The 23,362-nt window shown below is 69.5% G+C and carries 22 protein-coding genes and 1 pseudogene; 8 read left to right on the top strand and 15 right to left on the bottom strand.

Annotation, left to right across the window (positions count from 1 at the left end):
* Nucleotides 1-123: 123 nt before the first annotated feature.
* Together AB0B64_RS16950 and AB0B64_RS16945 are read right to left on the bottom strand one after the other, a co-directional pair.
* Nucleotides 124-2,112: a tetratricopeptide repeat protein gene (locus AB0B64_RS16950; RefSeq protein WP_358178276.1), complete on the bottom strand. Its 1,989-nt coding sequence runs from the start codon at nucleotides 2,110-2,112 to the stop codon at nucleotides 124-126.
* 383 nt (nucleotides 2,113-2,495) lie between these two features.
* Nucleotides 2,496-2,749 (bottom strand): annotated as a pseudogene (locus tag AB0B64_RS16945) (Scr1 family TA system antitoxin-like transcriptional regulator).
* A 228-nt stretch (nucleotides 2,750-2,977) separates the two neighbouring features.
* Here AB0B64_RS16945 and AB0B64_RS16940 point away from each other — a divergent pair.
* The 4 genes from AB0B64_RS16940 to AB0B64_RS16925 all read left to right on the top strand — a co-directional run bounded on the left by AB0B64_RS16940 (nucleotide 2,978) and on the right by AB0B64_RS16925 (nucleotide 6,054).
* Entirely contained in the window at nucleotides 2,978-3,883 is a 906-nt protein-coding gene (locus tag AB0B64_RS16940) for a LysR family transcriptional regulator (RefSeq protein WP_357956247.1), read from the top strand.
* Nucleotides 3,884-4,211: 328 nt separating this feature from the next.
* Nucleotides 4,212-4,370, top strand: coding sequence for a hypothetical protein (locus tag AB0B64_RS16935; protein WP_357956244.1), 159 nt, complete (start codon nucleotides 4,212-4,214; stop codon nucleotides 4,368-4,370).
* 135 nt (nucleotides 4,371-4,505) lie between these two features.
* Nucleotides 4,506-5,681: a mannonate dehydratase gene (locus AB0B64_RS16930; protein WP_358178274.1), complete on the top strand. Its 1,176-nt coding sequence runs from the start codon at nucleotides 4,506-4,508 to the stop codon at nucleotides 5,679-5,681.
* Between the two features lie 13 nt (nucleotides 5,682-5,694).
* Nucleotides 5,695-6,054 (top strand): DUF4259 domain-containing protein, encoded by a 360-nt coding sequence (locus tag AB0B64_RS16925; RefSeq protein ID WP_358178272.1) that lies wholly within the window; start codon nucleotides 5,695-5,697, stop codon nucleotides 6,052-6,054.
* Nucleotides 6,055-6,134: 80 nt separating this feature from the next.
* Here the strand turns inward: AB0B64_RS16925 and AB0B64_RS16920 are convergent, their stop codons facing one another.
* From AB0B64_RS16920 to AB0B64_RS16910, 3 genes are all read right to left on the bottom strand, one after another.
* The gene (locus AB0B64_RS16920; protein ID WP_358178704.1) at nucleotides 6,135-6,797 is read right to left on the bottom strand and encodes a DUF4097 family beta strand repeat-containing protein; all 663 of its coding nucleotides are present in this window, start codon (nucleotides 6,795-6,797) and stop codon (nucleotides 6,135-6,137) included.
* Nucleotides 6,798-7,121: 324 nt separating this feature from the next.
* Nucleotides 7,122-7,511, bottom strand: a complete 390-nt coding sequence (locus AB0B64_RS16915) for an Appr-1-p processing protein (protein ID WP_358178270.1) — start codon at nucleotides 7,509-7,511, stop codon at nucleotides 7,122-7,124.
* A 64-nt stretch (nucleotides 7,512-7,575) separates the two neighbouring features.
* Entirely contained in the window at nucleotides 7,576-8,730 is a 1,155-nt protein-coding gene (locus AB0B64_RS16910; RefSeq protein WP_358178268.1) for a beta-1,3-glucanase family protein, read from the bottom strand.
* A gap of 147 nt (nucleotides 8,731-8,877) precedes the next feature.
* On the opposite strand from AB0B64_RS16910, the gene AB0B64_RS16905 reads away from it, so the two are divergent.
* Genes AB0B64_RS16905 through AB0B64_RS16890 form a run of 4 tightly spaced genes read left to right on the top strand, consistent with a single transcriptional unit; the run spans nucleotide 8,878 to nucleotide 11,695 of the window.
* A complete protein-coding gene (locus AB0B64_RS16905; protein WP_358178266.1) occupies nucleotides 8,878-9,558 on the top strand; it encodes a class I SAM-dependent methyltransferase in 681 nt (226 codons plus the stop codon).
* 46 nt (nucleotides 9,559-9,604) lie between these two features.
* Nucleotides 9,605-10,060: a MarR family transcriptional regulator gene (locus tag AB0B64_RS16900; RefSeq protein ID WP_358178264.1), complete on the top strand. Its 456-nt coding sequence runs from the start codon at nucleotides 9,605-9,607 to the stop codon at nucleotides 10,058-10,060.
* Nucleotides 10,057-10,884, top strand: coding sequence for an ATP-binding cassette domain-containing protein (locus AB0B64_RS16895; protein ID WP_357956226.1), 828 nt, complete (start codon nucleotides 10,057-10,059; stop codon nucleotides 10,882-10,884). The genes AB0B64_RS16900 and AB0B64_RS16895 overlap by 4 nt, the downstream gene beginning before the upstream one ends.
* Nucleotides 10,844-11,695: an ABC transporter permease gene (locus AB0B64_RS16890; protein WP_358178263.1), complete on the top strand. Its 852-nt coding sequence runs from the start codon at nucleotides 10,844-10,846 to the stop codon at nucleotides 11,693-11,695. Before AB0B64_RS16895 ends, AB0B64_RS16890 begins: the two co-directional genes overlap by 41 nt.
* Before the next feature lies 1 nt (nucleotide 11,696).
* Here AB0B64_RS16890 and AB0B64_RS16885 read toward each other — a convergent pair whose 3' ends face one another.
* From AB0B64_RS16885 to AB0B64_RS16840, 10 genes are all read right to left on the bottom strand, one after another.
* Nucleotides 11,697-12,929: an amidohydrolase gene (locus tag AB0B64_RS16885; RefSeq protein WP_357956220.1), complete on the bottom strand. Its 1,233-nt coding sequence runs from the start codon at nucleotides 12,927-12,929 to the stop codon at nucleotides 11,697-11,699.
* Entirely contained in the window at nucleotides 12,926-14,908 is a 1,983-nt protein-coding gene (locus AB0B64_RS16880) for a hydantoinase B/oxoprolinase family protein (protein WP_358178262.1), read from the bottom strand. Before AB0B64_RS16880 ends, AB0B64_RS16885 begins: the two co-directional genes overlap by 4 nt.
* A 2-nt stretch (nucleotides 14,909-14,910) precedes the next feature.
* Nucleotides 14,911-16,974: a hydantoinase/oxoprolinase family protein gene (locus AB0B64_RS16875; RefSeq protein WP_358178260.1), complete on the bottom strand. Its 2,064-nt coding sequence runs from the start codon at nucleotides 16,972-16,974 to the stop codon at nucleotides 14,911-14,913.
* Complete coding sequence (locus tag AB0B64_RS16870; protein WP_357956212.1) at nucleotides 16,971-17,783, bottom strand: ABC transporter permease; 813 nt, start codon at nucleotides 17,781-17,783, stop codon at nucleotides 16,971-16,973. Before AB0B64_RS16870 ends, AB0B64_RS16875 begins: the two co-directional genes overlap by 4 nt.
* On the bottom strand, nucleotides 17,776-18,639 hold the full coding sequence (locus AB0B64_RS16865) for an ABC transporter permease (protein ID WP_358178258.1): 864 nt from the start codon (nucleotides 18,637-18,639) through the stop codon (nucleotides 17,776-17,778). The genes AB0B64_RS16870 and AB0B64_RS16865 overlap by 8 nt, the downstream gene beginning before the upstream one ends.
* Complete coding sequence (locus tag AB0B64_RS16860) at nucleotides 18,636-19,805, bottom strand: ABC transporter ATP-binding protein (RefSeq protein ID WP_357956207.1); 1,170 nt, start codon at nucleotides 19,803-19,805, stop codon at nucleotides 18,636-18,638. Before AB0B64_RS16860 ends, AB0B64_RS16865 begins: the two co-directional genes overlap by 4 nt.
* Nucleotides 19,784-20,836 carry an extracellular solute-binding protein gene (locus AB0B64_RS16855; protein WP_357956205.1) on the bottom strand — a complete coding sequence of 351 codons (1,053 nt, stop codon included), beginning with the start codon at nucleotides 20,834-20,836 and terminating at the stop codon, nucleotides 19,784-19,786. Before AB0B64_RS16855 ends, AB0B64_RS16860 begins: the two co-directional genes overlap by 22 nt.
* Nucleotides 20,837-21,040: 204 nt before the next feature.
* Nucleotides 21,041-21,850, bottom strand: coding sequence for an ABC transporter permease subunit (locus AB0B64_RS16850; protein WP_357956203.1), 810 nt, complete (start codon nucleotides 21,848-21,850; stop codon nucleotides 21,041-21,043).
* A complete protein-coding gene (locus AB0B64_RS16845) occupies nucleotides 21,847-22,515 on the bottom strand; it encodes an amino acid ABC transporter permease (protein WP_357956201.1) in 669 nt (222 codons plus the stop codon). The genes AB0B64_RS16850 and AB0B64_RS16845 overlap by 4 nt, the downstream gene beginning before the upstream one ends.
* A gap of 2 nt (nucleotides 22,516-22,517) precedes the next feature.
* Complete coding sequence (locus AB0B64_RS16840) at nucleotides 22,518-23,354, bottom strand: glutamate ABC transporter substrate-binding protein (RefSeq protein WP_225292269.1); 837 nt, start codon at nucleotides 23,352-23,354, stop codon at nucleotides 22,518-22,520.
* Nucleotides 23,355-23,362 lie beyond the last annotated feature (8 nt).

Raw genomic sequence — 23,362 nt, 5'->3', positions numbered from 1 at the left:
TATGCTTCACTTGCCGCGGTGAACGCGACAAGTTCTAGAAGGGTAAGAAAATGCCCCATATCTTCCCAATGATGATGATGTGGGTCCTGGAGGCGCTGAAGGTGGTTTTCAGCTAAGGGACCCTCAAGAGAGATGGTCCAGGCGGCCCCTGAGCCGGAGATAGGTCGCAGACTCGGCCTCGCCAAGCACTTCCAGCGCCATCTCATAGCAGTGATGTGCCTCTTCCGGTCGGCCGGTACGTTCGGCCAGTTCGCCCAGGCCCTCGAGGGCTGCGGCCCGGCCGACCGAAGATCCCAGCTGGTCCATGATCTCCAGCGCGGAACGCAGCTCACGATCCGCCTGCTCCTGATTGACATGGGCATACCCAAGAAGGAGCCCCACTCGGGCCCGGTTATAGAGGTCGTCGACCTCGCTCAGCATCCTCCGCGACTGCTCCAGATGGATCACCGCGTCAGATCCCCGCCCCTGAGCCACGAGAACGCCGGCGAGATCCGTAAGTCCCAGCGCGGCCTGCCGGTCGGCCCCCGACTCCCGGTACATAGCGATCGAGGCGGTGAACCTGGCGATCGCCACCTCATGGTCACCCCGCGCCGCCGAGACCAGCCCGAGCCGCCGCAGTGATCCGGCCTCTCTGCCCCGCTCGCCGAGCCGACGCCAGATCTGCAGCGCCTCCTCGAACCGCTCGACGGCGTCGTCGTAGCGCCCCAGGTCGTACAGGCTCAGCCCCAGGCGGTTCAGCATCTTCGCCTCGGCGTAGGGGTCTCGGGCCGCGCGCGCCGCCGCCAGCCCCGTCTCCTCCACCCCGACCCGCTCCACCTGATGGCCCATGTACAGGAACAGCGACCACATGGAATCGGCGAGCTGCCATGCCGAGACCTCCCGCCCCCGTGTGTGTGCCAGGGTGACGGCGGCACTCAGGTTCGCGCGTTCGGCCGCCAGCCAGCCGAGTGCGTCCTGTGGGCCGCCGAAGTCCGTCGGCTCGGCGGGCGGCGGTTCGGCATCGCGAGGCAGCCCGGTGCGGTACGGCCGGAGCTGCCGTTCCGCGTGCGCGGCCGTGGCGAGGTACCAGGCGAGCAACCGCCCCTCCGCGCCCTCACGGGCTTCGCGCTGGTCCTCCGCCTCGGCCAGTTGGGCGGCGTGCAGGCGGACCAGCGCGTGATGGAAGCGGTAGCGGCCGTCGGAGATGTCGGTCAGCAGGTTCGCGTCGGTCAGCTCCCCGAGCAGCCGCCTGGCCTCCAGCCGGGGGATGTCGGCGAGCGCGGCCACCGCGTCACCACCGAATGTGCTCCCTGGTACGAGAGCCAGATACCGGTACAGCCGCGCAGTTTCGGGGCCGAGCGCTCGGTAAGAGAGGTCGAGCGCGGAGCGGACTGCCATGTCGTCTCCGATCGTCAGCGTCCGTTGCTCCTCGGCCAGCGCGGTGACAACCTCGCGCAGCGGCCAGCTCGGCCGCGCGGCCAGGCGGGCCGCCGCCACGCTCAGGGCCAGTGGCAGCCGCATGCACAGTTCGACCAGTTCGGAGGCTGCCTCCCGCTGCCGGTCCACCCGGTCGCTCCCCAGGGTGTCGCGGAGAAACGCCAGGCTCGCCGCGGCGTCGAAGCGGTCGACGTACACCCCGCGCGCACCCTGCGCCAGCAGGCTGGTCAGCCGGTGCCTGCTGGTCACCACAGTGACGCTCGTCGGCGAGGCCGGAAGCAGCGGGCGTACCTGAGCCGCAGTCAGCGCGTCGTCGAGCACGACGAGCAGCCGTTGGTCATGGGTCACGGTGCGATACAGCGCCGCCCGCTGGGCCGGTTCGCCCGGTATGAGCTCCGCCGGGATGCCGAGGGCGTGCAGGAAGTCGCCCAGCACTTCCTGAGGGGAGGCCGGGGCACGGTCGGAATGTCCGCGCAGTTCGGCGTACAACTGCCCGTCGGGGTAGTACGAGCGGATCATGTGCGCCCAGCTCAGGGCCAGCACGGACTTGCCCACGCCCACCGAACCCGTTATCAGCACGGTGACCGGCACATCCGCCGCGTCCTCCCGCAGGCCATCGAGCTCGGCGATGGCGGCTTCACGGTCGATCAGACGCGGGCGCGGGGGAAGCTGGCTCGGCGCGGGCAGGGAGGCCACTTCGTGGAAATGGACTCCGCCGGATATGTCACGGGCTTGGACAAGCGAACCATAAACTATCCCACCCGCCTCGTTATACACAATTTCTGACAGTTTTCTCTTGGCTATCACGCCGTTTCGACACCAATCCATGCCTAGGCCCGGCTTCTGCGCCATACAGACGGAGCGGTCCGGAATGCGGGCATCAGCTGCAACGATGACGGATGAAAAAACATGCTGCAATATGCCGAGGATTCATTTCGGGCATGATGCTCTGTATTCTGCCGCTGACATAGGCGGTGATATTGGCCTGCACCAGTCGGAACGCCCACAGGGTGACTACACGACACCGCAGCGAAACGGTCGCCCATCGGAGATTCTCGGTGCGGCCATTACATACAGGCTCAAGGGGTGAGCCCCTCTTGATGGACGACGGGAGGATCTTCTTCGTCAGGAAGGTCGAGAACAGTGAACTCGCCGTCCAGTCCGGTATGACCACCCGCGCCGAAAGGGATCAGATAGATCGTGATACGTGCCTCCGCCGGATGGCCTCGTCCAGGATCACGGTGACCTCGGGCGGCATGTCCTGGATCAGCAGCTGCTGACGGGTGATCCGTGCCTCGGCTCGGCGCTGGATCTCCTCCCGCGAGCCGTCCACCAACGTGGCCGCGACGCCTGGGCGTACTGGGGCGTCTGCAGCAGTCCGGAACCCCGAGGCTGGGTGGCCCGACCACGACCGGAGCTGTTCGTGAACGTTTCGACCGGACGGGGCCTCGGCATGATCCGTGAGGAACGATTGCGAGCCGCATCTGCGAGCGCGCACAGCCGGTGACTGCGTAAAATGCCCGTCCAACCCCGTTGGTGGATGGAGAGATACCTTCCCCGTATGATGTACACCTTTGAGCAACTCCGAGGCTTTGTCGCCGTAGCCGAGGAACTGCACTTTGGTCGGGCGGCCATGCGGCTTCGCATGACCCAGCCGCCGCTGAGTCGGCAGATCCGGAAACTCGAATCAGCCGTGGGCGTGCAACTGCTCGAACGTGACAACCGGCGCGTGGCGCTCACGCCGGCCGGTGAGGCCTTCCTCGGCGAGGCTCGGCGCATTCTGGCCATCGCCGAAGCCGCGTCCGATCTGGCGCAGCGCGTCCACTTCGGCACTTGTGGCTTGATTCGGCTCGGCTTCACGGCCACAGCCACGTTCAGTGTCCTTGGCCGTATGCTCAACCAGCTCGAACACGAATTGCCGGACGTACAGATCGAACTGTTTGAAATGGTGACCCGCGAACAGGTCGCAGCTCTCGCCGGCGAGGACCTCGACCTCGGACTGGCACGCCCACCGTTCGACCCCGAGTTGTTTGATTCCCTCTTGGTGTATCGCGAGGCACTATTGCTGGCGGTGCCCGCCGGGCACCGGCTGACCCGACTCGATCGGCCCGCGCACGCCGACGACCTCGGCACAGAGCCGTTGATCTTCCACGGGCAGCAGCGAGCTCGCTACTTCTACGACCTGGTGGTCAGCACTGTGCCGCTGACCCAGGAACGAGTGGTGCACAGCGTGAGCCAGGTGCTCACCATGCTGTGGTTGGTGTCCGCCGGTCGTGGTATCGCCTTCGTTCCCGCATCCGCCGCCCGGAACAACGTCCCGGGGGTTGAATACGTACCCCTGGCCAGTCGCCATCCCGAACCCGTCGAACTGCACCTACTATGGTCGCGGCACTCGCGTAATCCAGCGCTCAGCCGGGTGCTGCACGCCCTGGGGACCGGTTGCCCCGATGGTCCGCCCACGCGGTGACCTTGGTGTTTACTGAGCGCCGCCGCCGATGATGCCATCACGGTATCAAGTGATACGGAAATGCTCTTGGACAAGCATCATCGATGCTCCTAGCGTGACGGCGTGGCGCTGACCCCCCTTCCGAACCGGCCAGCCGATTGACCACCGGCCTGCTCGCGTTTCCCGTGACCCACTTTGACGATCAACTCGCCGGCGACGACTCCGATACCGTGACCACCTCGCACGGCAGGCGGAACTCGGTATGGCTGGACCAGGTGTGGTTCGATTCGCCTCGCGTGGACCTGCGAACCTGCCCGGAGTGGGACCGGTCGAGTCGATCAGAACCGACGTGACCGAAGTGCTGCGAACGCAACGCTTCGACACGCGCGCCGAAGCCGAGGCGGTCGCCCGCTCCGTCCGCGCCGGCTGGACCTGTCGGGTCGACCTGACGCCATCGAGTGCCATCGCCATTCCCGACGACGGGTCACCGGTCTTCAGAGCCGGCTAGCACCCGTACCCGGCATAGACGCACATGAGACAACGCGGCGTCCTTCCCATCAGCCATCTCGTTGCACACCGGGGTTTCGTCATCACGCCTCGTCCGCACCCCCCAGAAGGGAAACCGCACATGGAATCGAGCAACGTGGATCGCAGAACACTGTTCCGCGCCGGCGCCGCGACGGCCGGGGCCGGCCTCGCGTCGATGATGGCCTCGTCAGACCCTGCCGCGGCAGCATCCGCCGACGCCCAGGAGCCGGGCAACACCGCCAAGCCCCGCATGGTGCTGGGCACCCAGCGGCGCTCGCCGTCTGAGGCCGCGCTCCAGGAGTTCAAGCGCCACGGCGTCGCCCGAGTGTGCGGCTACCCGGTGGACCCGCCCTACGACCAGAAGACCGGCGATCGCGGGTATTGGCTCGTGTCCGAAGTGGAGCAGGAGAAGGAGCGCATCGAGAGCCAGGGCCTGGAGATGGACATGGTCGCCCTGCCGTTCCTCGAATCATCATTGATCGACACCGACTTCCGTCCCGCGATCATGATGGGCAAGAGTCCTGAGCGGGAGCGGGACATCGAGGACATTCAGCGGATGATCGAGGCCTGTGGCCGTGCCGGCGTCGGAACCATCAAATACAACATGAGCATCCTGGGTGTGATGACCACGGGTGAGGTGCCCGGCCGCGGGGGATCGAAGCTACGCCAGTTCCGTGCGAGCGACCTCGACTACACCTTGCCGGACACCATCGCGGGCAAGGTCGATCCGGACACGTACTGGGAGCGCATCGACTACTTCCTCGAGCGGGTCGTCCCGGTGGCGGAGCAGTACAAGGTGCGTCTCGCCTGCCACCCCCAGGATCCGGGAACGCCGCCGGGCGGGTACCGCGGCGTGGTCGAGAACGTCCTCAGCGTCCCCGGTGGCAAGGGCCTGTTCACGTTCCTGGACCTGCGCCGCAACCGCTACCACGGCCTCAACCTCTGCTGCGGGACGCTGGCGGAGATGCTGTGGAACCCGAAGCGAGAGATCTACCCCATCGTCCAGCGGCTGGCCGCCACCAAGCGGGTGTTCAACATCCACCTGCGCAACATCAAGGGGCGGCGCAACGACTTCATCGAGACGTGGGGCGGCGAGGGTGACATCGACCACGCGGAGATCATCAACATCCTGGCCGACGCGGGATACGACGGGGCGATCGACCCCGACCACGTACCTCCGAGTGACGCCGACCCATCGAAGTCGCAGGCATACGCGCAGGGGTACGGCTATATCCTCGGCATGATCGCGGCCGCCGAACACCGAGCAGCGCGACGGAACCCCCGAGAGTAGCCGTTCCGCGGCGTTGGCCACCGCAAGATCGCTCAACGCAGCCCCTGAGCGGCGTCCGGCTCTGCTCCGCAAGGCGCTCAAAGCCGCTGCGGGTCGTACGAGATATCTGGACAGCGACGAGGCATCGGAGGCTATCGCGGCAGCGGCCATTGTCGCCTCTCAGCGCAGCGGTGTGCCGATCACCTCGCCTTATGCGCCGGACTTCCTGCTGGAAGGCGGCAGAGTGGAGATCGATGACGAACTCGTGGCGCTGGCCGTGCGGGCGTTGGACCGGGTGATGGGCGAGGACTCGGAGTGGCTGGCGCTCTGGGAGGAGAGCGGCTCCTCTCCGGAGGCCGTGGCCGTCATAGAAGGCATTCGCCGTGCTCTCTAGAACGGCTCCGGTCCACATGGATGGACCGGGGCCGTTCGTCGTCACCGGGCCTGGTCTGCCTCTCCTTGGGAGGCTGCGGGTCACAGGCTGCGGGCGGTGATGTCGCCGCTGGAGGTGGTGGCGTGGATGTCGAGCTCGGCGGTGCCGTCGTTCTTGAGGGTGTTGGCGATGCGGCCGTGGGTGGTGCCGGCGTCGAGGGAGGCCGAGACGCCGGCGGCGGCGCTGATCGTGATGTCGCCGGACTGGGTGCGGAGCACGACCTTGCCGCCGGTGGCCTCGGCGATCCGGATGTCGCCCCGCGCGGTGCTGATCTCCGCGGCGCCGCCCAGCCGGCCGACCTCGACGTCGCCGTCGGTCGCGGTGAGGCGCAGGCTCGCGGTCTCGTCCAGCTTGATCTGGTGGTAGGCGCCTTCGAAGGTGACGTCGCCGAGGCGGCCGACGGTCCGGAGCTCGGCGCTGCCCGACTTCGCCTCGACGCGGGAACCGGTGGGCAGCTGGATCGTCACCTCGATGGATCCGGTCGGGCCGAGGTACTGGTTCTTCGTCGCGGTCTCGATCCGCAGGACGCCGTCGGCGTATTCCACCGTGGTCTGCTCGGCGGCCTTGACGTCACGGCCCTTGGAGGCGTTGGCGGGCAGGACCTCAACCGTGGTGTCGGCCCGGTCGGCAGCGATGAACTGAACGCGCCCGGCGGGGATGTCCAGGACGGCGGTGATCGGGGCGAGGGTGTCGAACTGCTGCATCATGTGCTCCTTGTGCGGTGTTCTTTCGATGTCCACCATCGCCAATCGCTCTGATACCGGGCTGTCGCCGTCTTGACGCCGCCGCTGACATAACGCGGAGAGCAGCCGGCCGGGCCCCGGATCCACCCTGCCGAGGTGATGGAATGCGGTGCCGGCGGTGTAGGAGCTCGTCCTGCCCGGCCTGCTCAGCGACCTGTCGCCTGTGGATCTTCATGGGGAGAGCGGTGCGGGAGGAGGAACGGTGGGCGCTTACTCCAGGTCGTAGACGGTCACCGGGATGCCTTTTGTAACGAGCCGGTGGGTGATGAGCGGTTCGATCCGGTCTCAGGTCCCGCCGGCCAGGCCGCAGCCGATCCGTGGCATATGCAGGCTCGCGCCAAGTTCGATGGCTTTGATGGCGACGGCTTCCAGGCTCCGGTCGACCGCGTCGTAGCGGATGGGCGGCCCTTCCTTGGTGGGCCGGATGCCGTGCTGGCCGATCATGTTCGCCACCCACAGGGACTCCTCGACCTGCACCAGCTGCACCTGGCCCAGCTCGAATCCCGTACCTGAGCGGTGCCAGGCGCGGAACTCGGCCTCGGGTTCCGGCCAGCGGCGGGAGACGGCCAGGACGAACCCACGGCCCCAGCCGCCGACGTCATTGCAAATGTGGCAGATGATGCGCGGCTCGTTGCCGGCCGGGTCGGTCGCGTCGCCCGTGAGATAGGTGATCACAGCCTGGACCTTAGACAGGGAGACCGACACTTCCTGTCGGACCGGAAGTCCGTCAGACCGGAGGTCAGGCGGCCCCGTTGAACGGCGTGAGTCGTAGCCTCAGTGACGTCGGCGCCAGGTCCTGTACATAGGACGCGTAGTTCGCGACGTCGTCGAACGGGAACCCGTACGCCTTGTGGTCCCGGGTGTTCTCGTGCAGGACCCGCGCGTAATGGTTGCTGATCGACGTGAGATAGAACGTGTTCCGGTCGGTCGTCGGCTGGTCGGGGTGGTTGTGCAGGGTCGAGCGGTTGAACGCGGCGCCGAGGATCGCCGCGACCGGGCCGGAGGTGCCGCCGGCGTCCAGGGCGCCGTTGCAGTAGAAGATGTCGCGGGTGCTCGGCCGGGCGAACGTCCGGATGCCGTTGTTGAAGACGAGTTGGCCGCCGGACACCCGCCCGGTGTAGGTGGTCCCGCCGACCGTCACCCGCAGGTTGGCCGACGCGTACGTGTTCCAGACCTGCGTGATGTACGGATCGAAGTACGTGGAAGAGAAGATGCCCGAGTCGATGCCGTGTCCCGGAGCGATCACCCGGAGGTTGTCGCCGACGATGAGGGGCCGGAAGGCGGGGTTGGCCGCGATGCCGGCGAAGATGGTGTCGCGGCCGTTGGGGACGAGGGTGCCGACGGTCTGGCTGGACTGCCCGTCGAGCCGGAGTTCCATCGGGATGCTGAACATGTCGACCATGGTGGTGTTGCAGAACATGCCGTCGCTCTTGAACGTGAACTCCATGAAGTCGTGCAGCACGCCGTAGCTGGGGTCCGAGCTCACCCAGCCGGCCGGGTGCTGTAACGCCGGTCGGCCGTTGCCGTCCGTGACCACCCTGAACTTCACCTTCTGGCCGATGGAGACGTAGATGCGGCCGGACATCCATGGCAGGTTGAGGCGGGTGTCGCCGTTGGCGGCGAGCGGGATGGACAGGTCGGCGAAACCGTCGGGGCCGTTGAGTGAGGCCGATACCGGCACCCTCGTGCCGTCCGCGCGGACGTAGACCTGCTGGCCGGTGGCCAGGTCGGTGCCGACGATGTAGAGGAAGATCGCGTTGTTGGCGTACCGGAAGGTGTGGTTGACGACGGTCAGGGGGAGCACCGTGGCGGCCTCGGCTCGGGGGGCGAGGGCCAGCACCGGAGTGGCGGCGGCTACCGCCGCGCCGGCGAGTAGGGTTCGTCTTGTGATCATGGTTCGGGCTCCTCACGATCGTGCCGGCTGCGCGGTCACCTTGCCGTCCTGAAACTAAGAGAGCGCTCTCTCAAGGCATTTGGTTAAGTTTCTTTTCTGTAAAGCGGGCTGTCAAGGGCCTGGGTGGCGGTCAGTGGAGGTGAGGTCGTGAATCTGCTCGACGACGACGCGCTCGAGCGTTCCTCCGTCGTGGCCAACTGCCGGATGAACCGCGAACGCCGCCTGCCCGGCTACAACCGCGAGCTGGGCATCGACGTCGTCGACACACTGCGTGCCCGGCGGCGCGCGGGGGAGCCCGTGCGTTGGCTCGATCTGTGCTGCGGGACGGGGTACGCCCTCGGCCAGGCCGCCGATCTGCTCGGCGGCGAGGGCGGCGAGGGTGGCGAGGCTGAGATCGTCGGTGTGGATCTGGTCGGCTTCTTCGCCCGCACGCCGTGCCCGCCCCGCCTGCGGCTGATCACCGCCTCCGTCACCACATGGCGGCCCGAGCATCCCTTCGACCTGATCACCTGCGTACACGGGTTGCACTACATCGGTGACAAGCTCGGGCTGCTTGCCAGGATCGGCACGTGGCTGGCCGATGACGGACTGTTCCTCGCGAACTTCGACGTTCGCGCCATCCGTCTGGAGGGCGGCGCGCCCGCGGGCCGCCGCCTCACCACGTCGCTGCGCTCGCAGGGCGTGAGGTACGACGGCCGGACCCGGCGGATCGGCTGGACGGGGCGGCGTCTCATCGACCTGCCGTACCGCTACCGGGGGTCTGACGATCAAGCCGGTCCCAACTACACCGGCCAGCCCGCGGTCAACTCGTACTACGAATACTGCTGAGCTGGGGTCTTCCCATTAGCTCGTGAGCAGAGCTAATCTTTTTGGGATGAGCGCAGCGGACCTTCCTGACGCCCTCGTCGGTGTCCTGACCGGTATCCAGCGGCTCATTCGGCGTCGGCTGCGCCAAGGGATGACCGGGCCGCCGCTCCGTGGTGCCCAGGTCGAGTTGCTGCGGCTGGTCGGCGCCAATCCCGGCATCGGCGTCTCGGCGGCGGCCAAGGAGCTCTTTCTGGCGGGGAACTCGGTGTCCACGCTGGTCAATCAGCTCACCGCCGCCGGGCTGCTGCGGCGCGAGATCGGCCATGACGACCGCCGCTCCGCCCGGTTGCTGCTCACCCCCGAGGCCGAGGCGCGGCTGCGGGCGTGGGAGGAGCGGCGGGCCGCGCTCGTTCGCGAGCGGGTGGAACGACTCAGCGAAGTAGACCGGGTCGCGCTGGCCGCCGCGCTTCCGGCGTTGCGCCGGCTGGCCGAGGGTCTGCGAGAGGAGGCGGAAATGATATGAGTGACGACGCACCGGCCGTCGCCTGTACGGGCCTGCGCTACTCCTTCGGGCAGACCAGGGCCGTGGACGGCCTTGATCTGACGGTCGTCGCCGGTGAGGTGTTCGGTCTGCTCGGTCCCAACGGCGCGGGCAAGACCACCGCCATCCGCTGCGTGACCACGCTGCTGCCCATCCCGTCCGGGATGGTGCGGGTTTTCGGGCACGACGCGGCCACCGAGCAGATGGCGGTACGCCGCCTGCTCGGCTACGTCCCTCAGCAACTGTCGGCGGACGCGAGCCTGACGGGGCGGGAGAACGTCTCCCTGTTCGCCCGCGTCTTCGACGTCCCCCGCCGTGAGCGGGCGGCCCGTGTCGAGCAGGCACTCGAGGCCGTGGGGCTCGGCGACGCCGCCGACCGGATGGCCGCCACCTTCTCCGGCGGCATGGTACGCCGCCTCGAACTCGCCCAGGCGCTGGTCAGCGCGCCGCGCCTGCTCATGCTCGACGAGCCGACGATCGGGCTCGACCCCATCGCCCGCACCAGCGTGTGGGAGCACATCATGGCGGTACGCGCCGCCACCGGGATGACCGTCCTGGTCACCACGCACTACATGGACGAGGCCGACCAATACTGCGACCGGGTCGCGCTCATGCACCAGGGACGCGTACGGGCGCTCGGCACACCGCAGCAGCTCACCGACGACCTGCGCGCCCGCCTCGGCGACGGCTCGGCCCCGACGCTGGAGGACGTCTTCCGTGACGTCGCCGGCAGCGGCCTCGGCGACGGAGGAGGGGAGTTTCGCGATGTCCGACGTACCCGCACCACTGCCACTCGACTCGGCTGACAGGAGCGGCTTCGACCTGCTGCTCGTTCCGCCGCGTGCCCGCACCGGGTGGCGGGTGCTGCCCGCCAGGGTCGCCGCGATGTGCGTGGTGGAGCTGCAGAAGCTGCGCCACGATCGCACCGAGCTGTACACCCGCGCGATCCAGCCGGCCCTGTGGCTGTTGATCTTCGGCGAGACCTTCACCCGCATCAAGGCGATCCCCACCGAGGGCATCCCGTACCTCGACTATCTGGCGCCCGGGATCATCGCCCAGTCCACCATGTTCATCGCCATCTTCTACGGCATCCAGATCATCTGGGAACGCGACTCGGGTGTCTTGACCAAGCTCCTGGTCACGCCGACGCCGCGGGCCGCGCTGGTCACCGGCAAGGCGTTCGCCGCCGGGGTCAAGGCGATGATCCAGGCGGTGGTCGTGGTGCTCATCGCCGCGCTGCTGGGCGTGAGCATGACCTGGAACCCGGTACGCCTGGCCGGGGTCATCGTGGCCGTGGTGCTCGGCTCGGCGTTCTTCTCCTGCCTGTCGGTGACGATCGCCGGGATCGTGCTGACCCGCGACCGGCTGATGGGCATCGGGCAGGCCATCACGATGCCGTTGTTCTTCGCGTCCAACGCGCTCTACCCGACCACGGCCATGCCCGACTGGCTGCGGTACATCAGCGTGATCAACCCGCTCAGCTACCAGGTCGACGCGCTGCGCGGGCTGCTGCTCGGCATCCCCACGAACCTGCCGCTGGACTTCGCGGTGCTGCTCGCGGCCGCGGCGCTCGGCATCACGGCGGCCTCCTGCCTGCTGGGGCGGCTGGCGCGGTAACTCACCGGCTCAGCCAGGTGAGGGCGCCGGTGACCAGGGCTTCGACGCCCATCGGCAGGGTGGGGGAGATCAAGGGGGCGAAGAAGGGGGAGTGGTTGCCCGGTACGTCCTCGGCCAGGCGGCCCTCCCGCTCGGCGCGCGCGTACTGGGACGGATCGATGCCACCGAGACCCCAGAAGACGGAAGGCACCCCGGCGGCGGTGCCGAAGACGCCGAAGTCCTCGCTGCCCATCATCGGCGCCAGGTCGGCCACCCGGGCGGCCCCGAAGCGGGTGGTGAAGGCGCCGGTCACGTCGGCGGTGGCGCCGGGGTCGTTGGCGGTCAGGGGGAAGGCGTTGAGGGTGTGGAACGAGGGCGGCCGGGGCGCGCCGGACGCCGCGGCCTCGGCGTTGACGACGCGTTCGATCGCGGCCAGCAGGGTGCGGCGGACCTCGGGGGAGAAGGTGCGGATGTTGAGCGTGATGGACGCCTCGTCGGCGATGACGTTCTCCTTGTGGCCCGCGTGGATCTGGGCCACCGTCAGCACGGCGCGCTCGAAGGGGGACACCTCACGGGAGACCACCGTCTGCAGGCGCATCACGATGGCCGCGGCCAGGATCACGGGGTCGACCGTACGTTCCGGCTGAGAGCTGTGCCCGCCCCTGCCGTACAGGCGGATCTCCATGCTGTCGGCGGCGCCCAGGATCTCTCCCGACCGGATGAACACCGTGCTCGCCGGTCGCGGGAGGACGTGCTGCCCGAGGACGACGGCCGGCCGGCCGGTCAGGTCGAACAGCCCGTCGTCCACCATGGCCTGAGCCCCGGCCGCGATCTCCTCCGCGGGCTGGAACAGCGCCACGAGCGTGCCCGCCCACTGGTCGCGGCCCGCCGACAGCAGGTGCGTGGCCCCGGACAAGCAGGCCACGTGCATGTCGTGGCCGCAGGCGTGCATGAGTCCGTCATTGGTGCTCGCGTACGGCAGGCCGGTGCGTTCCAGCACCGGCAGGGCGTCCATGTCGGCGCGCAGCGCGACCGTCGGCCCCTCCCCGTTGCGCAGGACGCCCGCCACGCCGGTGCCGCCGATGCCGGTGCGCACCTCGAACCCGGCCTCCCGCAGGCGATCGGCGGCGATGCCCGCCGTGCGCTTCTCCTCGAAGGCGGGCTCGGGGTGCTGGTGCAGGTCCCGGTAGAGCGCGGCGAGCTCGTCCCGGGCCGCGTCGTCGAGCCGGCCCATCACCGCGTCGATTCCCCTCATGCGAGTCCTTCCAGCGTGATGATCTCCTTGATGAGGGTACGGCGGGCGGTGTCGAGCTGGTCCGGGGCAGGGGTGATTCGGGGGAAGCCGTCGGGCAGTTCGCGGAGTACGGCGTGGTACAGGGCGCTACGGCGAGGCTGACGCGCCGGTCGCGGCAGGCGGAACAGCGCGGCCACCAGCCGGTCCACGGTGCCGGTGTCGAAGACGGACTCCCACGCCTGCCGCTCGGGCCCGAATCCGAAGCCCTCGCGAGGGTCGAGCAGCCGGGTCGCGGCGGTGGCCGCCTCATCGACCGCGAGCCCGACATCGGTGCTGTCGAGCACCACGCCGTACTCGCGCGCCGCCGCTTCAGGCGAGACCACCCCGCGCTCCACGTCGCGCAGGACGGCGGCGGGGTCCCTGGTGTACGGGTCGCCGTAACCGCCCGCGCCCGAGGTCAGGAGGGTGATGACGTCCCCACGCTCCAGCGGCAGCACATCGATCTTGAGATGCCGGCGCTCTCCCGGCGTGCCCGGGTTGACGATCAGCTCCGTAGGCGCGCCGGGACCGCCGCCCCGCACGCCCCACGGGCGGAAGCACAGCCGTTCCAGCCCCCGGGCCAGCAGTTTCGAGCCGTCGTCCAGCACGCGGAAGGTCAGTTCGAGACCGCAGCCGCCGCGCCAGCGCCCGGCGCCCCCGGAGTCCGCCCGCAGGCCGTAGCGGAGGATCTCGACGCCGATCTCCGTCTCGACTGTCTCCACCGGGTTGTTGGACAGGTTGGAGATACCGCTGTCGCGGCCGTCCACTCCGTCGGCGCCGTCGCGGGCGCCGGTTCCGCCGACCATCGGCTCCAGCACCTGGACGTTCTGCTGCTCGGCCACTACGACGGGCACCACCAGGCCGCTGGAGGCCGCCGGGAGGATCGCCGGAGCGGCGAGCCCCAGCGCGCCGCCGACGGCGTCGTTGACGCGGGACGCCGAGGCATGCCGTACGCCCACGGCCGCCGGGCGCACCGGGTTGACCAGCGAGCCCTCCGGCGCGGTGACGCTGATCGGCTCGATGAGCCCGGCGTTGAGCGCGATGCCCGGGTCGAGCGTGCAGATGAGCGCGAGCACCCGGGTGGTGATCCAGGCGTGCGGCCGGCCCAGGGTCGCGATGTTGAAGGCCGCGGCGACCTGCGGATCCGTACCGGTGAAGTCGAGGTGCAGCTCGCCCGCGTCGAGGGTCGCGGTGACCGACAGGCGTACCGGGATGCTGGAGACCGCGTCGTCGTCGAGGTAGTCGACGAACCGGTAGGTGCCGTCGTCGAGCCGGGACAGGGCGGCCCTGGCCTTGCCCGCGGTGTAGGAGACCAGGTCGTCCTGCGCCGCGAGCACCGTGTCCACGCCGTGCTGGGCGATGACGCCCGCGAGCCGTTCGCGGCCGGTGCGCAGGGCGGCGAGCATGGCCCGGATGTCGCCCAGGTTGGCTTCCGGCGTGCGGCTGTTGGCCGTGATCAGCGCCTCCACGTCGCGGCTCGGCTCGCCCGCGCTTACCAGCTTGACCGGCGGGATCTGCAGGCCCTCCTGGTAGATCTCGTCGTTGATCGGCGACAGGCTGCTCGGCACCCGGCCGCCGATGTCCGAGCAGTGGATGAACGCCCAGCCGTAGCCGACCACCTCGCCCTCATGGAAGTACGGCTCGATGACCTGGATGTCGGTGAGGTGGGTGGCGAGGCCGCCGGACCGGTACGGGTCATTGGTGATGATCACGTCGCCCGGCTCCAGCGGCCCGGCGCTCCGTACCGCCTCCAGGAGGTTCAGCCCGACGAACCCCGACACGCCGATGCCGCGCGGGTAGGCGACGAAGCCGCCGTCGAGTCCGGCGAGCGCGCAGCAGAAGTCGGCGGTCTCCTTGACGTACAGAGACCGGCTCGTACGCTGCAGCGTCAGGCACATCTCCTCGGTCAGGGCGCTCAGCCGGTTGCCGACGATCTCCAAGGTGACGGGGTCGAGCCGCACGATCAGGCCTTTCGATGTAGATGCAGGTTCCCGGCGCCGTCCACGTCCCCGGACCAGCCGGGCGGGACGACCACGGTGGTGTCGTCCTGCTCGACGATCGCCGGGCCGTCGAACGCGTCGCCCACGCCCAGGGTCGTCCGCAGGTGGACGTCGGCGGCGTGCCACGCGCCGTCGAGCAGGACCTGCCTGCGGCCGTGCGGGGTGGGACGTCCCGTTCCCGGGCGTACAGCGGCGGACGGCAGCTCGGCCACCGGCCCGACGACGCCCAGCCTGGCGGTGCCCAGCTCGATGGGGGCGTGCTGGTCGCGGAAGCCGTACAGACGCTCGTGCTCGGCGTGGAACGCCTCGGAGATCGCCGCCACCTCGAACCGGCCGGGATCCAGGGCGACACGGAGCTCGTACGCCTGGCCGGAGTAGCGCATGTCGGCCGAGTAGGACAGCGAGGAGCCTGCCGCGGCGGCGGACTGTTCGGTGAGCCAGGCGCGGGCCTGGCCGGACAGTTCGCCGAGGATGTCGGCGAGGCGGGCGGCGCTCGTGGGGTCGAGGCGGCGGCGCAGGCTGCGGGCGAAGTCGCGGCGCAGGTCGGCGCCCGCCGCGCCCAGGGCGCAGAAGGTGGCGGCCGTGGGCGGTACCACGATGTGGGTGATGCCGACCTCTTCGGCGAGCATCGCGGCGTGGGTCGGGCCCGCGCCCCCGAACGGGACGAGGGTGAACAGCCGGGGGTCGAGGCCGCGCTGGGCCATGATCTTCTGGAGCTCGGTGGCCATGCCCGCCGTGGCCACCCGCAGCGCGCCCGAGGCGACTCGGTGCGCCGCCTCCTCAGCGGCGCCGTCCCCCGCGGAGCCCAGGCGGGTGGCGAGGTCGGCGAGGGACTTGCCGGCGGCGTCCGCGTCGAGCCGCATCCGGCCCCCGAGGAACGTCGCCGGATCGATCAGCCCGGTCGCCAGGTAACAGTCGGTCACCGCCGGACGGTCCCCGCCCCGGCCGTACGCCACCGGGCCGGGCTCGGCCCCGACGCTCTCGGGCCCGACCTTGAGCACCCCTTGATCGTCCACCCGGACGACGGACCCGCCGCCCGCCCCGATCGCGCTCACCGCGACGACGGGCACGATCAGCGGCAGCCCGCCGACCGTGGTGTGCGTCGCGAGTTCGGGCGAACCGTTGACGGTCACGGCGATGTCGCTGCTGGTGCCGCCCATGTCGAAGGTGACGATGGCGCCCATGCCGAGCCGGGCGGCCGCGGCCACTCCGGCGGCCGGGCCGGACAGCACGGTCTCGATGGGCCGTTCGGCGGCGGAGCGCAGGCTCATCGACCCGCCGTTGGACGCGCTGATGAAGATGGGGGCGGGCACGCCCAGCGCGCGTACCCGGCTCTCCAGCCGTCCGAAGTAGTCGCGCATCAGCGGCTGGATGTAGGCGTTGAGGCAGGCCACCAGCGCCCGCTCGTACTCGCGTACCTCGGGCCAGACAGTCGCGGAGGCCATCAGCGGCAGCTCCGGGAGCCGCGCCCGCAGGCCGGCCGCGACGCCCTCCTCGAAGTCCGGGTCGGTGTAGCCGTGCAGGACCAGGACCGCCGCCGCGTCGGCCCCGATGGCGCGCAGCCGGGCGGCGACGCGGTCCAGTTCCGGCGCGTCCGGTTCGGCCACCGGCACGCCGCCGGGGCCCAGCCGGGCGGAGATCTCGACGATCCGGTCACGCGGGACGAGTGGTTCCTCCTTGCCCGCGTACAGGTCGAAGGAGGACGGCATGCGGCTGCGGCCGATCTCCAGGATGTCCCGGTAGCCCTCGGTCACGACCAGGGCGATCCGCGCGCCACGGCGCTGGATGATGGCGTTCAGCCCGATCGTGGTGCCGTGCGTGATACCGCCGATCTCCTCGGGCCGCAGGCCGGCCTGCGCGAGGATGGCCGCCAGCCCGTCCGCGACGGCTCTGGAGGGGTCGGCGGGCGTGCTCGGCTCCTTGTGGTGGACCACCAGGCCGCGTTCCGGTACGGCGGCGACGAGGTCGGTGAACGTGCCCCCGACGTCGATGCCGATCCGCGCCATCAAGGGAACAGCCGTAGTCACAAAGCCTCCGAAATACGAGCGAACCTATCGGCGATCACCATCACGACCACGCTCGCGGCCATGAGGAGCGTGGACACCGCGGCCATCGACGGGTCGAGCTGGTACTGCACGGCCGAGAAGATCCGCAGCGGCACCGTCGTGGTGTTGGCACCGGCCACCAGAGCCGTCACGGCCACCTCGCCCAGCGACGTGACCGCGGCGAGGATCGCGCCCGCGAGGATGCCCGGCCGCAGCAGCGGCAGCGTCACGGTGAAGAAGACCCGGGCCCGGCCCGCGCCCAGGCTGGTCGCGGCCCGTTCGAGAGCCGGGTCGAGGTTCGCCGCGCTCACCATGACCGCGCGCACCACGAAGGGCAGCGCGACCAGCGAATGGGCCAGCCACAGCCCGGGGACGCTGTTGATCAGGCCGACGCCGTGGAAGTAGTAGAGCAGACCGAGCGCGGTGATGATCTCCGGGACCATCAGCGGCGACAGCGCCAGCCCCTGAAGCAGCCGCCGCCCGGGGAAGGAGCCCCGCGCCAGACCGTAGGCGGCGAGGGTGCCGATCACCACGGTCGTCGGTACGACCATGAGCACGAGGATCCCGCTCAGCCGGAACGACACCTGCCAGTCGGGCGAGCCGAGCACCTCGGCGTACCAGCGCAGTGACAGCCCGGACGGCGGGAAGGCCATCGAGGCGTCCCGGTTGAACGAGCTCACCACCAGCACCACCAGCGGCGCGATCAGGAACAGGAAGACGGCCGTCGCGCAGGCGCCGCCCAGCAGCCCCACGGCCCTGTCGTAGCCGAACCTCCGTCGCCGCTCAGCCATGGAGCCGCCGTTCCCAGATCCGGAACCCGCCCGCGAGCAGCGTCGTGGACAGGAGCGTGAGCGCCAGCAGCGCGAAGCTGAGCGCGGCCGCGACCGGATAGTTGAACACCGTCTCCACCTGGTCGTAGACGCGGATGCCGGCCAGCGGCTGGGTGACGCCGCCGACCAGCAGCGGCGTGATGTAGATCCCCATGGCGAGGGCGAAGACGATGAGCGCGCCGGTGACCACGCCGGGCAGGCTGAGCGGCACCGTGACCCGCAGGAACGTCCGTATCGGCCCGGCGCCCAGCGTCTGGGAGGCCCGGTGCAGGTTGTGGTCCAGCCCGCCGAGGGCGGTCGTGAGCGGGATGATCGCGAACGGCAGCAGCACGTGCGTGACGGCGATCACGACCGACGGGTAGCTGGTGAGCAGCCGCGCGGGCTCGTCCCGCAGGCCGGTGGCGACGAGCAGCCGGTTGACGACCCCGTTGCCGGACAGCAGGACGACCCATCCGTAGGTGCGTACGACCACGCTGGTCAGCAGCGGCGAGATCACGATGACGAACAGCAGGGTGCGCATCGTCCCGGGGGCGCGGCGGGCCAGGACGTACGCGGCCGGGTACGCGAGCAGCACGCACAGAGTCGCCACCAGCAGCGCGGTGGCCAGGGTCTCCAGCAGCGAGCCGTAGAAGTAGGGCTCGGTGAAGACCCGCTTGTACTGGTCGAGGGTGAAGCCGGGCAGCGCCGTGTTGTAGGAGTCGACCGGGCTGAAGCTGAGCCGGAGCAGCTCCACGAGCGGCACCAGGAACAGCGCCGTCAGGAAGACGACCAGCGGAGCCACGTACGTCAGACCGGCCCATCGTTTGGCACGGGTCATCCGCCCGCCCCCACGTCTCCGTCCGCGCTCACGTCTCCGGCGTCTCCGGTGGCTCCCACGTCTTCGCCCGATCCCGCTCCCGTGTCGAGGACGATCACGTCCGCCGGGTCCCAGTGCGCGACGACGCCCGAGCCCGCGCCCGGTGGGTCGGCGGAGTCGGCGCCCGTGTCGGCGACCTGCACGGTCAGCGTGCGCCCGTTCGCCAGCCGCACCTCCACGTGCCAGGCGTCGCCCGCGAAGGCGCGGTAGCCCACGGTCCCGGGCACGCCCTGGCCATCAGCGCCCAGCCGGATGCGTTCGGGACGAATCGCGACCACAGCCCGGCCGCCCTGCCGGACCGGTAGCGGGCCGGCGTCGAGCAGGATCCCGTCCACGTCGAGCCGGCCGTCGGCCACCGTGCCCTCCAGGACGTTGGCCGCGCCGATGAACTGCGCGACGAACCGGGTCGCCGGCCGGCGGTAGACCTCGTCGGGGGTGCCGAGCTGCTCGATCCGGCCGCCGTTCATGACCGCGATCCGGTCGGACAGAGCCAGCGCCTCCTCCTGGTCGTGGGTGACGAAGACCATCGTGGTGCCGATGCGGCGCTGGATGGCCCGCAGCTCCACTCGCATCTCCCTGCGCAGCTTGGCGTCGAGGTTGGACAGCGGCTCGTCGAGCAGCAGGACGGCGGGCCGGATGGCGAGGGCGCGGGCGAGGGCCACCCGCTGCTGCTGCCCGCCGGACAGCTGCCGGGGGCGGCGGTCCGCGTAGCCCTCCAGGCCGACGAGGCGCAGGGCCTCGCGTACCCGCTCCTCCCGCTCGGCCCGGTCCAGCCGCCGGATCCGCAGCCCGTACGCCACGTTGCCGGCGACGGTCATGTGCGGGAACAGCGCGTAGCTCTGGAAGACCATGCCGAGCCCCCGCCGGTACGGCGGGCGGTCCGTCACGTCGGCGCCGTCGATCACGATCCGCCCGGCCGTCGGCTGCACGAAGCCGGCGACACAGTTGAGCAGGGTCGTCTTGCCGCAGCCACTGGGCCCGAGTATCGAGAGGAACTCGCCCTTGCGGATCGACAGCCGCTCCAGTTCGAGCACGCGGGCGCCCTCGTAGCCGGCGGCCAGGCCCTCGATCTCGACGTGTCCGGCGCCTTCCTCGGGCAGTTCGATCAGCCGAAGATCTGGTTCCACCGCTGCTGCCATTCGTTCAGCTTGGGGGTGGCGACCGCGTAGTCGACCCAGATGAACTTGCGATAGACCTCGGGGCCGTGCTGCACCCGCTGGTCGAACTCCTTGCTGTAGGTGATCGTGTCGTTCCCGGCGGCGTACCAGGTGCCCTCGGCGAAGGGCTTCTGGTTGGGCGCCGCAGTCAGGTAGTCGAGGAACTTGGTGGCGAGAACGGTCTTCGCCGTGCCGGCGGCGACGAAGTACGAGGTCAGCGCGCCCACCGGACCGGACTTGGGATAGGTGTAGCCGATCGGCGAGCCGGCCTGCTCCATGGCGAAGGCGCGGCCGTCCCAGAAGGGCATGATCCAGGCGTCGCCGTTCTCCATGACCGTGGCGGCGTTGCCGGCGTTGGCCGGGAACGACGACACGCAGCCCTTCAGCTTCGCCAGCTGGGTGAACGCCTTGTCCACCGCGGCGGGGTCGGACAGCTTGCCGCCCTGGGAGGTGACCAGGGCGGAGAAGAACTCCAGGCCCGGGTTGTAGGTCAGGGGCGGCAGCGCGACATGGCCGCAGTACTGCTTGTCGAAGATGTCCGACCAGTCGGCGGGCGGATTCTTGATCTTGTCGGTCCGGTACATCAGCCCGGTCGAACCCGTGGTGAGCGGCACCCCGTACTGCTTGCCGTCATAGGCGGACTTCTCGGTCAGTACGGGGTCCAGCTCCTTCCAGTGCGCCAGCCGGTCGGTCGGAAGCGGCTGGAGCAGGCCGGTGGCCGCGGCGGGGCGCGAGGCGTCGGGCGTGAAGGCGATGACGTCGAACGGCGGGTTCTCACCGCCGGCCGCGCGCAGCTTGGTGAGCCATTCGGCGTTCGCGCCGTAGACGAGGTTCACCTTGACGCCGGTGTCACGCTGGAACGGCTCGACGAACGACTTCTTGAACAGCTCACCCCAGGCACCCGCGAACGCGGTGACCGTGATCTCCTGCTTCGCCGCATTCGTCGAGCCGCCGCCCGTGTCCACTCCACCGCACGCCGCGAGCCCCAGCACGATCGCCACGCCCGCTGCCGCAAGGCGTGTTGTTCCGCCCCTCATCAATCCCTCTCTGTCTGAGCCGCCGGTCAGGCCCGAAGACAAAAACCGACTATAACAGTCGGAATGATGGGTTACTTTACCCTATGCCGAGTTTGGGCTGGTGCGCCCCATACCCCACTTATTGCGATGTATGGCAGTCTGACTGGCTGTATGGGGTAAATGGCGGGGTCACCGCCGGCTGAGCCAGTGAGCGAGCCGGTCCAGCGACAGGTTGATGCCGATGAAGATGGCCGCGATGAGGATGGCCGCCGGGATGACGTTCGAGAAGTTGGCCGCGATCCCGTTCAGCCCCCGGTCCACCAACTCGTCGTAGCCCACGATCAACCCGAGCGCCGAGTCCTTCAGCAGTACCACGAACTGGCTGATCACGGCCGGCATCATGGCCCGGAACGCCTGCGGCAGCAGCACCAGCCGCATGACCTGCCCCTTGCGCAGCCCGATCGCGTGGGCCGCCTCCGCCTGGCCGCGGGGCAGGCTCAGCACCCCGGCCCGGATGATCTCGGCGATCACCGACCCGTTGTAGAAGGTCAGTCCGAACACCACGGCGGTGAAGGCTGAGACGTTGGACCCGGTAAAAACGTAGGACCCGAAGAAGGCGAAGAAGATGAGCAGCAGCAGCGGCACGGCCCGGAAGAACTCGACCACGGCCGCCGCCGGCCACCGGATCCACCGGTGGTCCGAGAGGCGGGCCGTCGCGAAGACCAGCCCGAACAGGCCCGCCAGCACGACGCCCGCCACTGCCGCGGCCAGTGTGCCCGCCAGTCCCGGCAGGATGAAGGTGGTCCACACCTCCGGCCGCAGCAACGGCGTCCACTTGCCGGCCGCCCACTGCTCCTTGGCGTCGAAGCGTACATAGGTCACATAGGCCAGCCCCAGCAGGACCAGCGCGATGACCCCGGCCAGCACCCGGTTGCGCCGCGCGCCGCGCGGCCCCGGCGTCTCGTAGAGGTTGGCGTAGCTCACCGGGCCACCGCTCATCGGGCCACCGCCAAGCGCCGTGACAGCCAGCCGAACAGCAGGCCCATGGGCAGGCACAGCAGCACGAACCCGGCCGCGAACCCGAGGAAGATCTGCATCACCTGGTCTCCGTACGTCTCGATCATCTCCCGCATCCGCACCGACGCCTCGCTCACGCCCACCACGAGCGCGATCGTGGTGTTCTTGGTCAACGCGATCAGGATGCTGCCCAGCGGCGCGATCACCGCGCGGAACGCCTGCGGCAGCGTGATCAGCCCCAGCGTCTGGAGGAAACCGAGCCCGAGCGAGCGCGCGGCCTCGGCCTGGCCGACCGGCACGGTGTTGATGCCCGCGCGCAGCGCCTCGCAGACGAACGCCGAGGTGTAGGCCGTCAGGCCGATGCAGGCCAGCCAGAAGTTGTTGGTCGCGATGTCGGACGAGAGCTCCACGCCCAGGTTCGCGCCGACGCCGAGGCCGGTGAACAGCAGCAGCAGCGTCAGCGGGGTGTTACGGGCCACGGCCACGTAGACGCCGGCGGCGCGGCGCAGGGTCGCCAGCGGCGCCACGCGCATGGCCGTCAGCAGCGTGCCGAGCACCAGCGAGCCGAGCGCGCTCACCGCCGTCAGCCGCACGGTCATCCAGAAGGCCGCGACGACGGTGTCCCACTCCAGGAGCAGCGCGTCCATGATCAGTACTGCTCCAGCTTCGGGGCCTCCGGCACGGTGAAGCCGGCTCCGCCGAAGCTGCTCTCCAGCGCCTTCTTCCAGCTACCGTCGGCGAACATCGTGGTCAGCGCCTCGTTGACGGCCTTGCGGCCCGCCGAGTCGTCTTTCTTGAGCCCGATGCCATACTTCTCCGTGCTGAACGGCTTGCCGACCAACTTGAGCTTGCCGGTGTGCTGGGCGGCGTACCCGGCGAGGATCACGTTGTCCGTGGTGATCGCGTCGAGCTGGCCGCCGAGCACCCGGTCCACGCACGCGGAGTAGGTCCGCTCCTCCTGCAACTGCACCTGCTTGGCGTAGCTCTCCTTGACCTTCTGCGCCGGGGTCGAGCCGGCGACCGAGCACAGCTTCTTGCCGTTCAGCGTGTCGGGGCCGGTCAGCGCCGTGTCGTCCGCCCTGACCAGCAGATCCTGACCGGCCACGAAGTACGGTCCGGCGAAGGAGACCTTCTGCTTGCGCGCGTCGGTGATGGAGTACGTCGCCACCACCATGTCCACCTGGCCCTGCTGCAGGAACGCCTCCCGGTTGGCCGACACCGTCTCCTTGAACGTGATGTCCTTGGCCTCGACGCCGAGCGACTTGGCCACGTACTTGGCGACCTCGATGTCGAACCCGGAGAAGCCGCCGTCCGGCGTCCGCAGGCCGAGCCCCGGCTGGTCGGCCTTCACCCCGATGACCAGCTTCTTGTCGTTCTTGGCCTTGTCCACGACCGAGTCGTAGGTGTCCTGGCCGCCGCCGCAGGCAGTGGCGGTGGCGGTCAGGGCGACGACGGCGAACACCGCGTAAAGGGATCTTCCAAACATGACGCGTC

This window comes from Nonomuraea sp. NPDC049129, assembly GCF_040648495.1.
In the GTDB taxonomy this organism is placed as follows: Bacteria; Actinomycetota; Actinomycetes; order Streptosporangiales; family Streptosporangiaceae; genus Nonomuraea.
The sequence above is the reverse complement of the archived record's forward strand: the minus strand, read 5'-3'. Positions and strand labels throughout refer to the sequence as shown.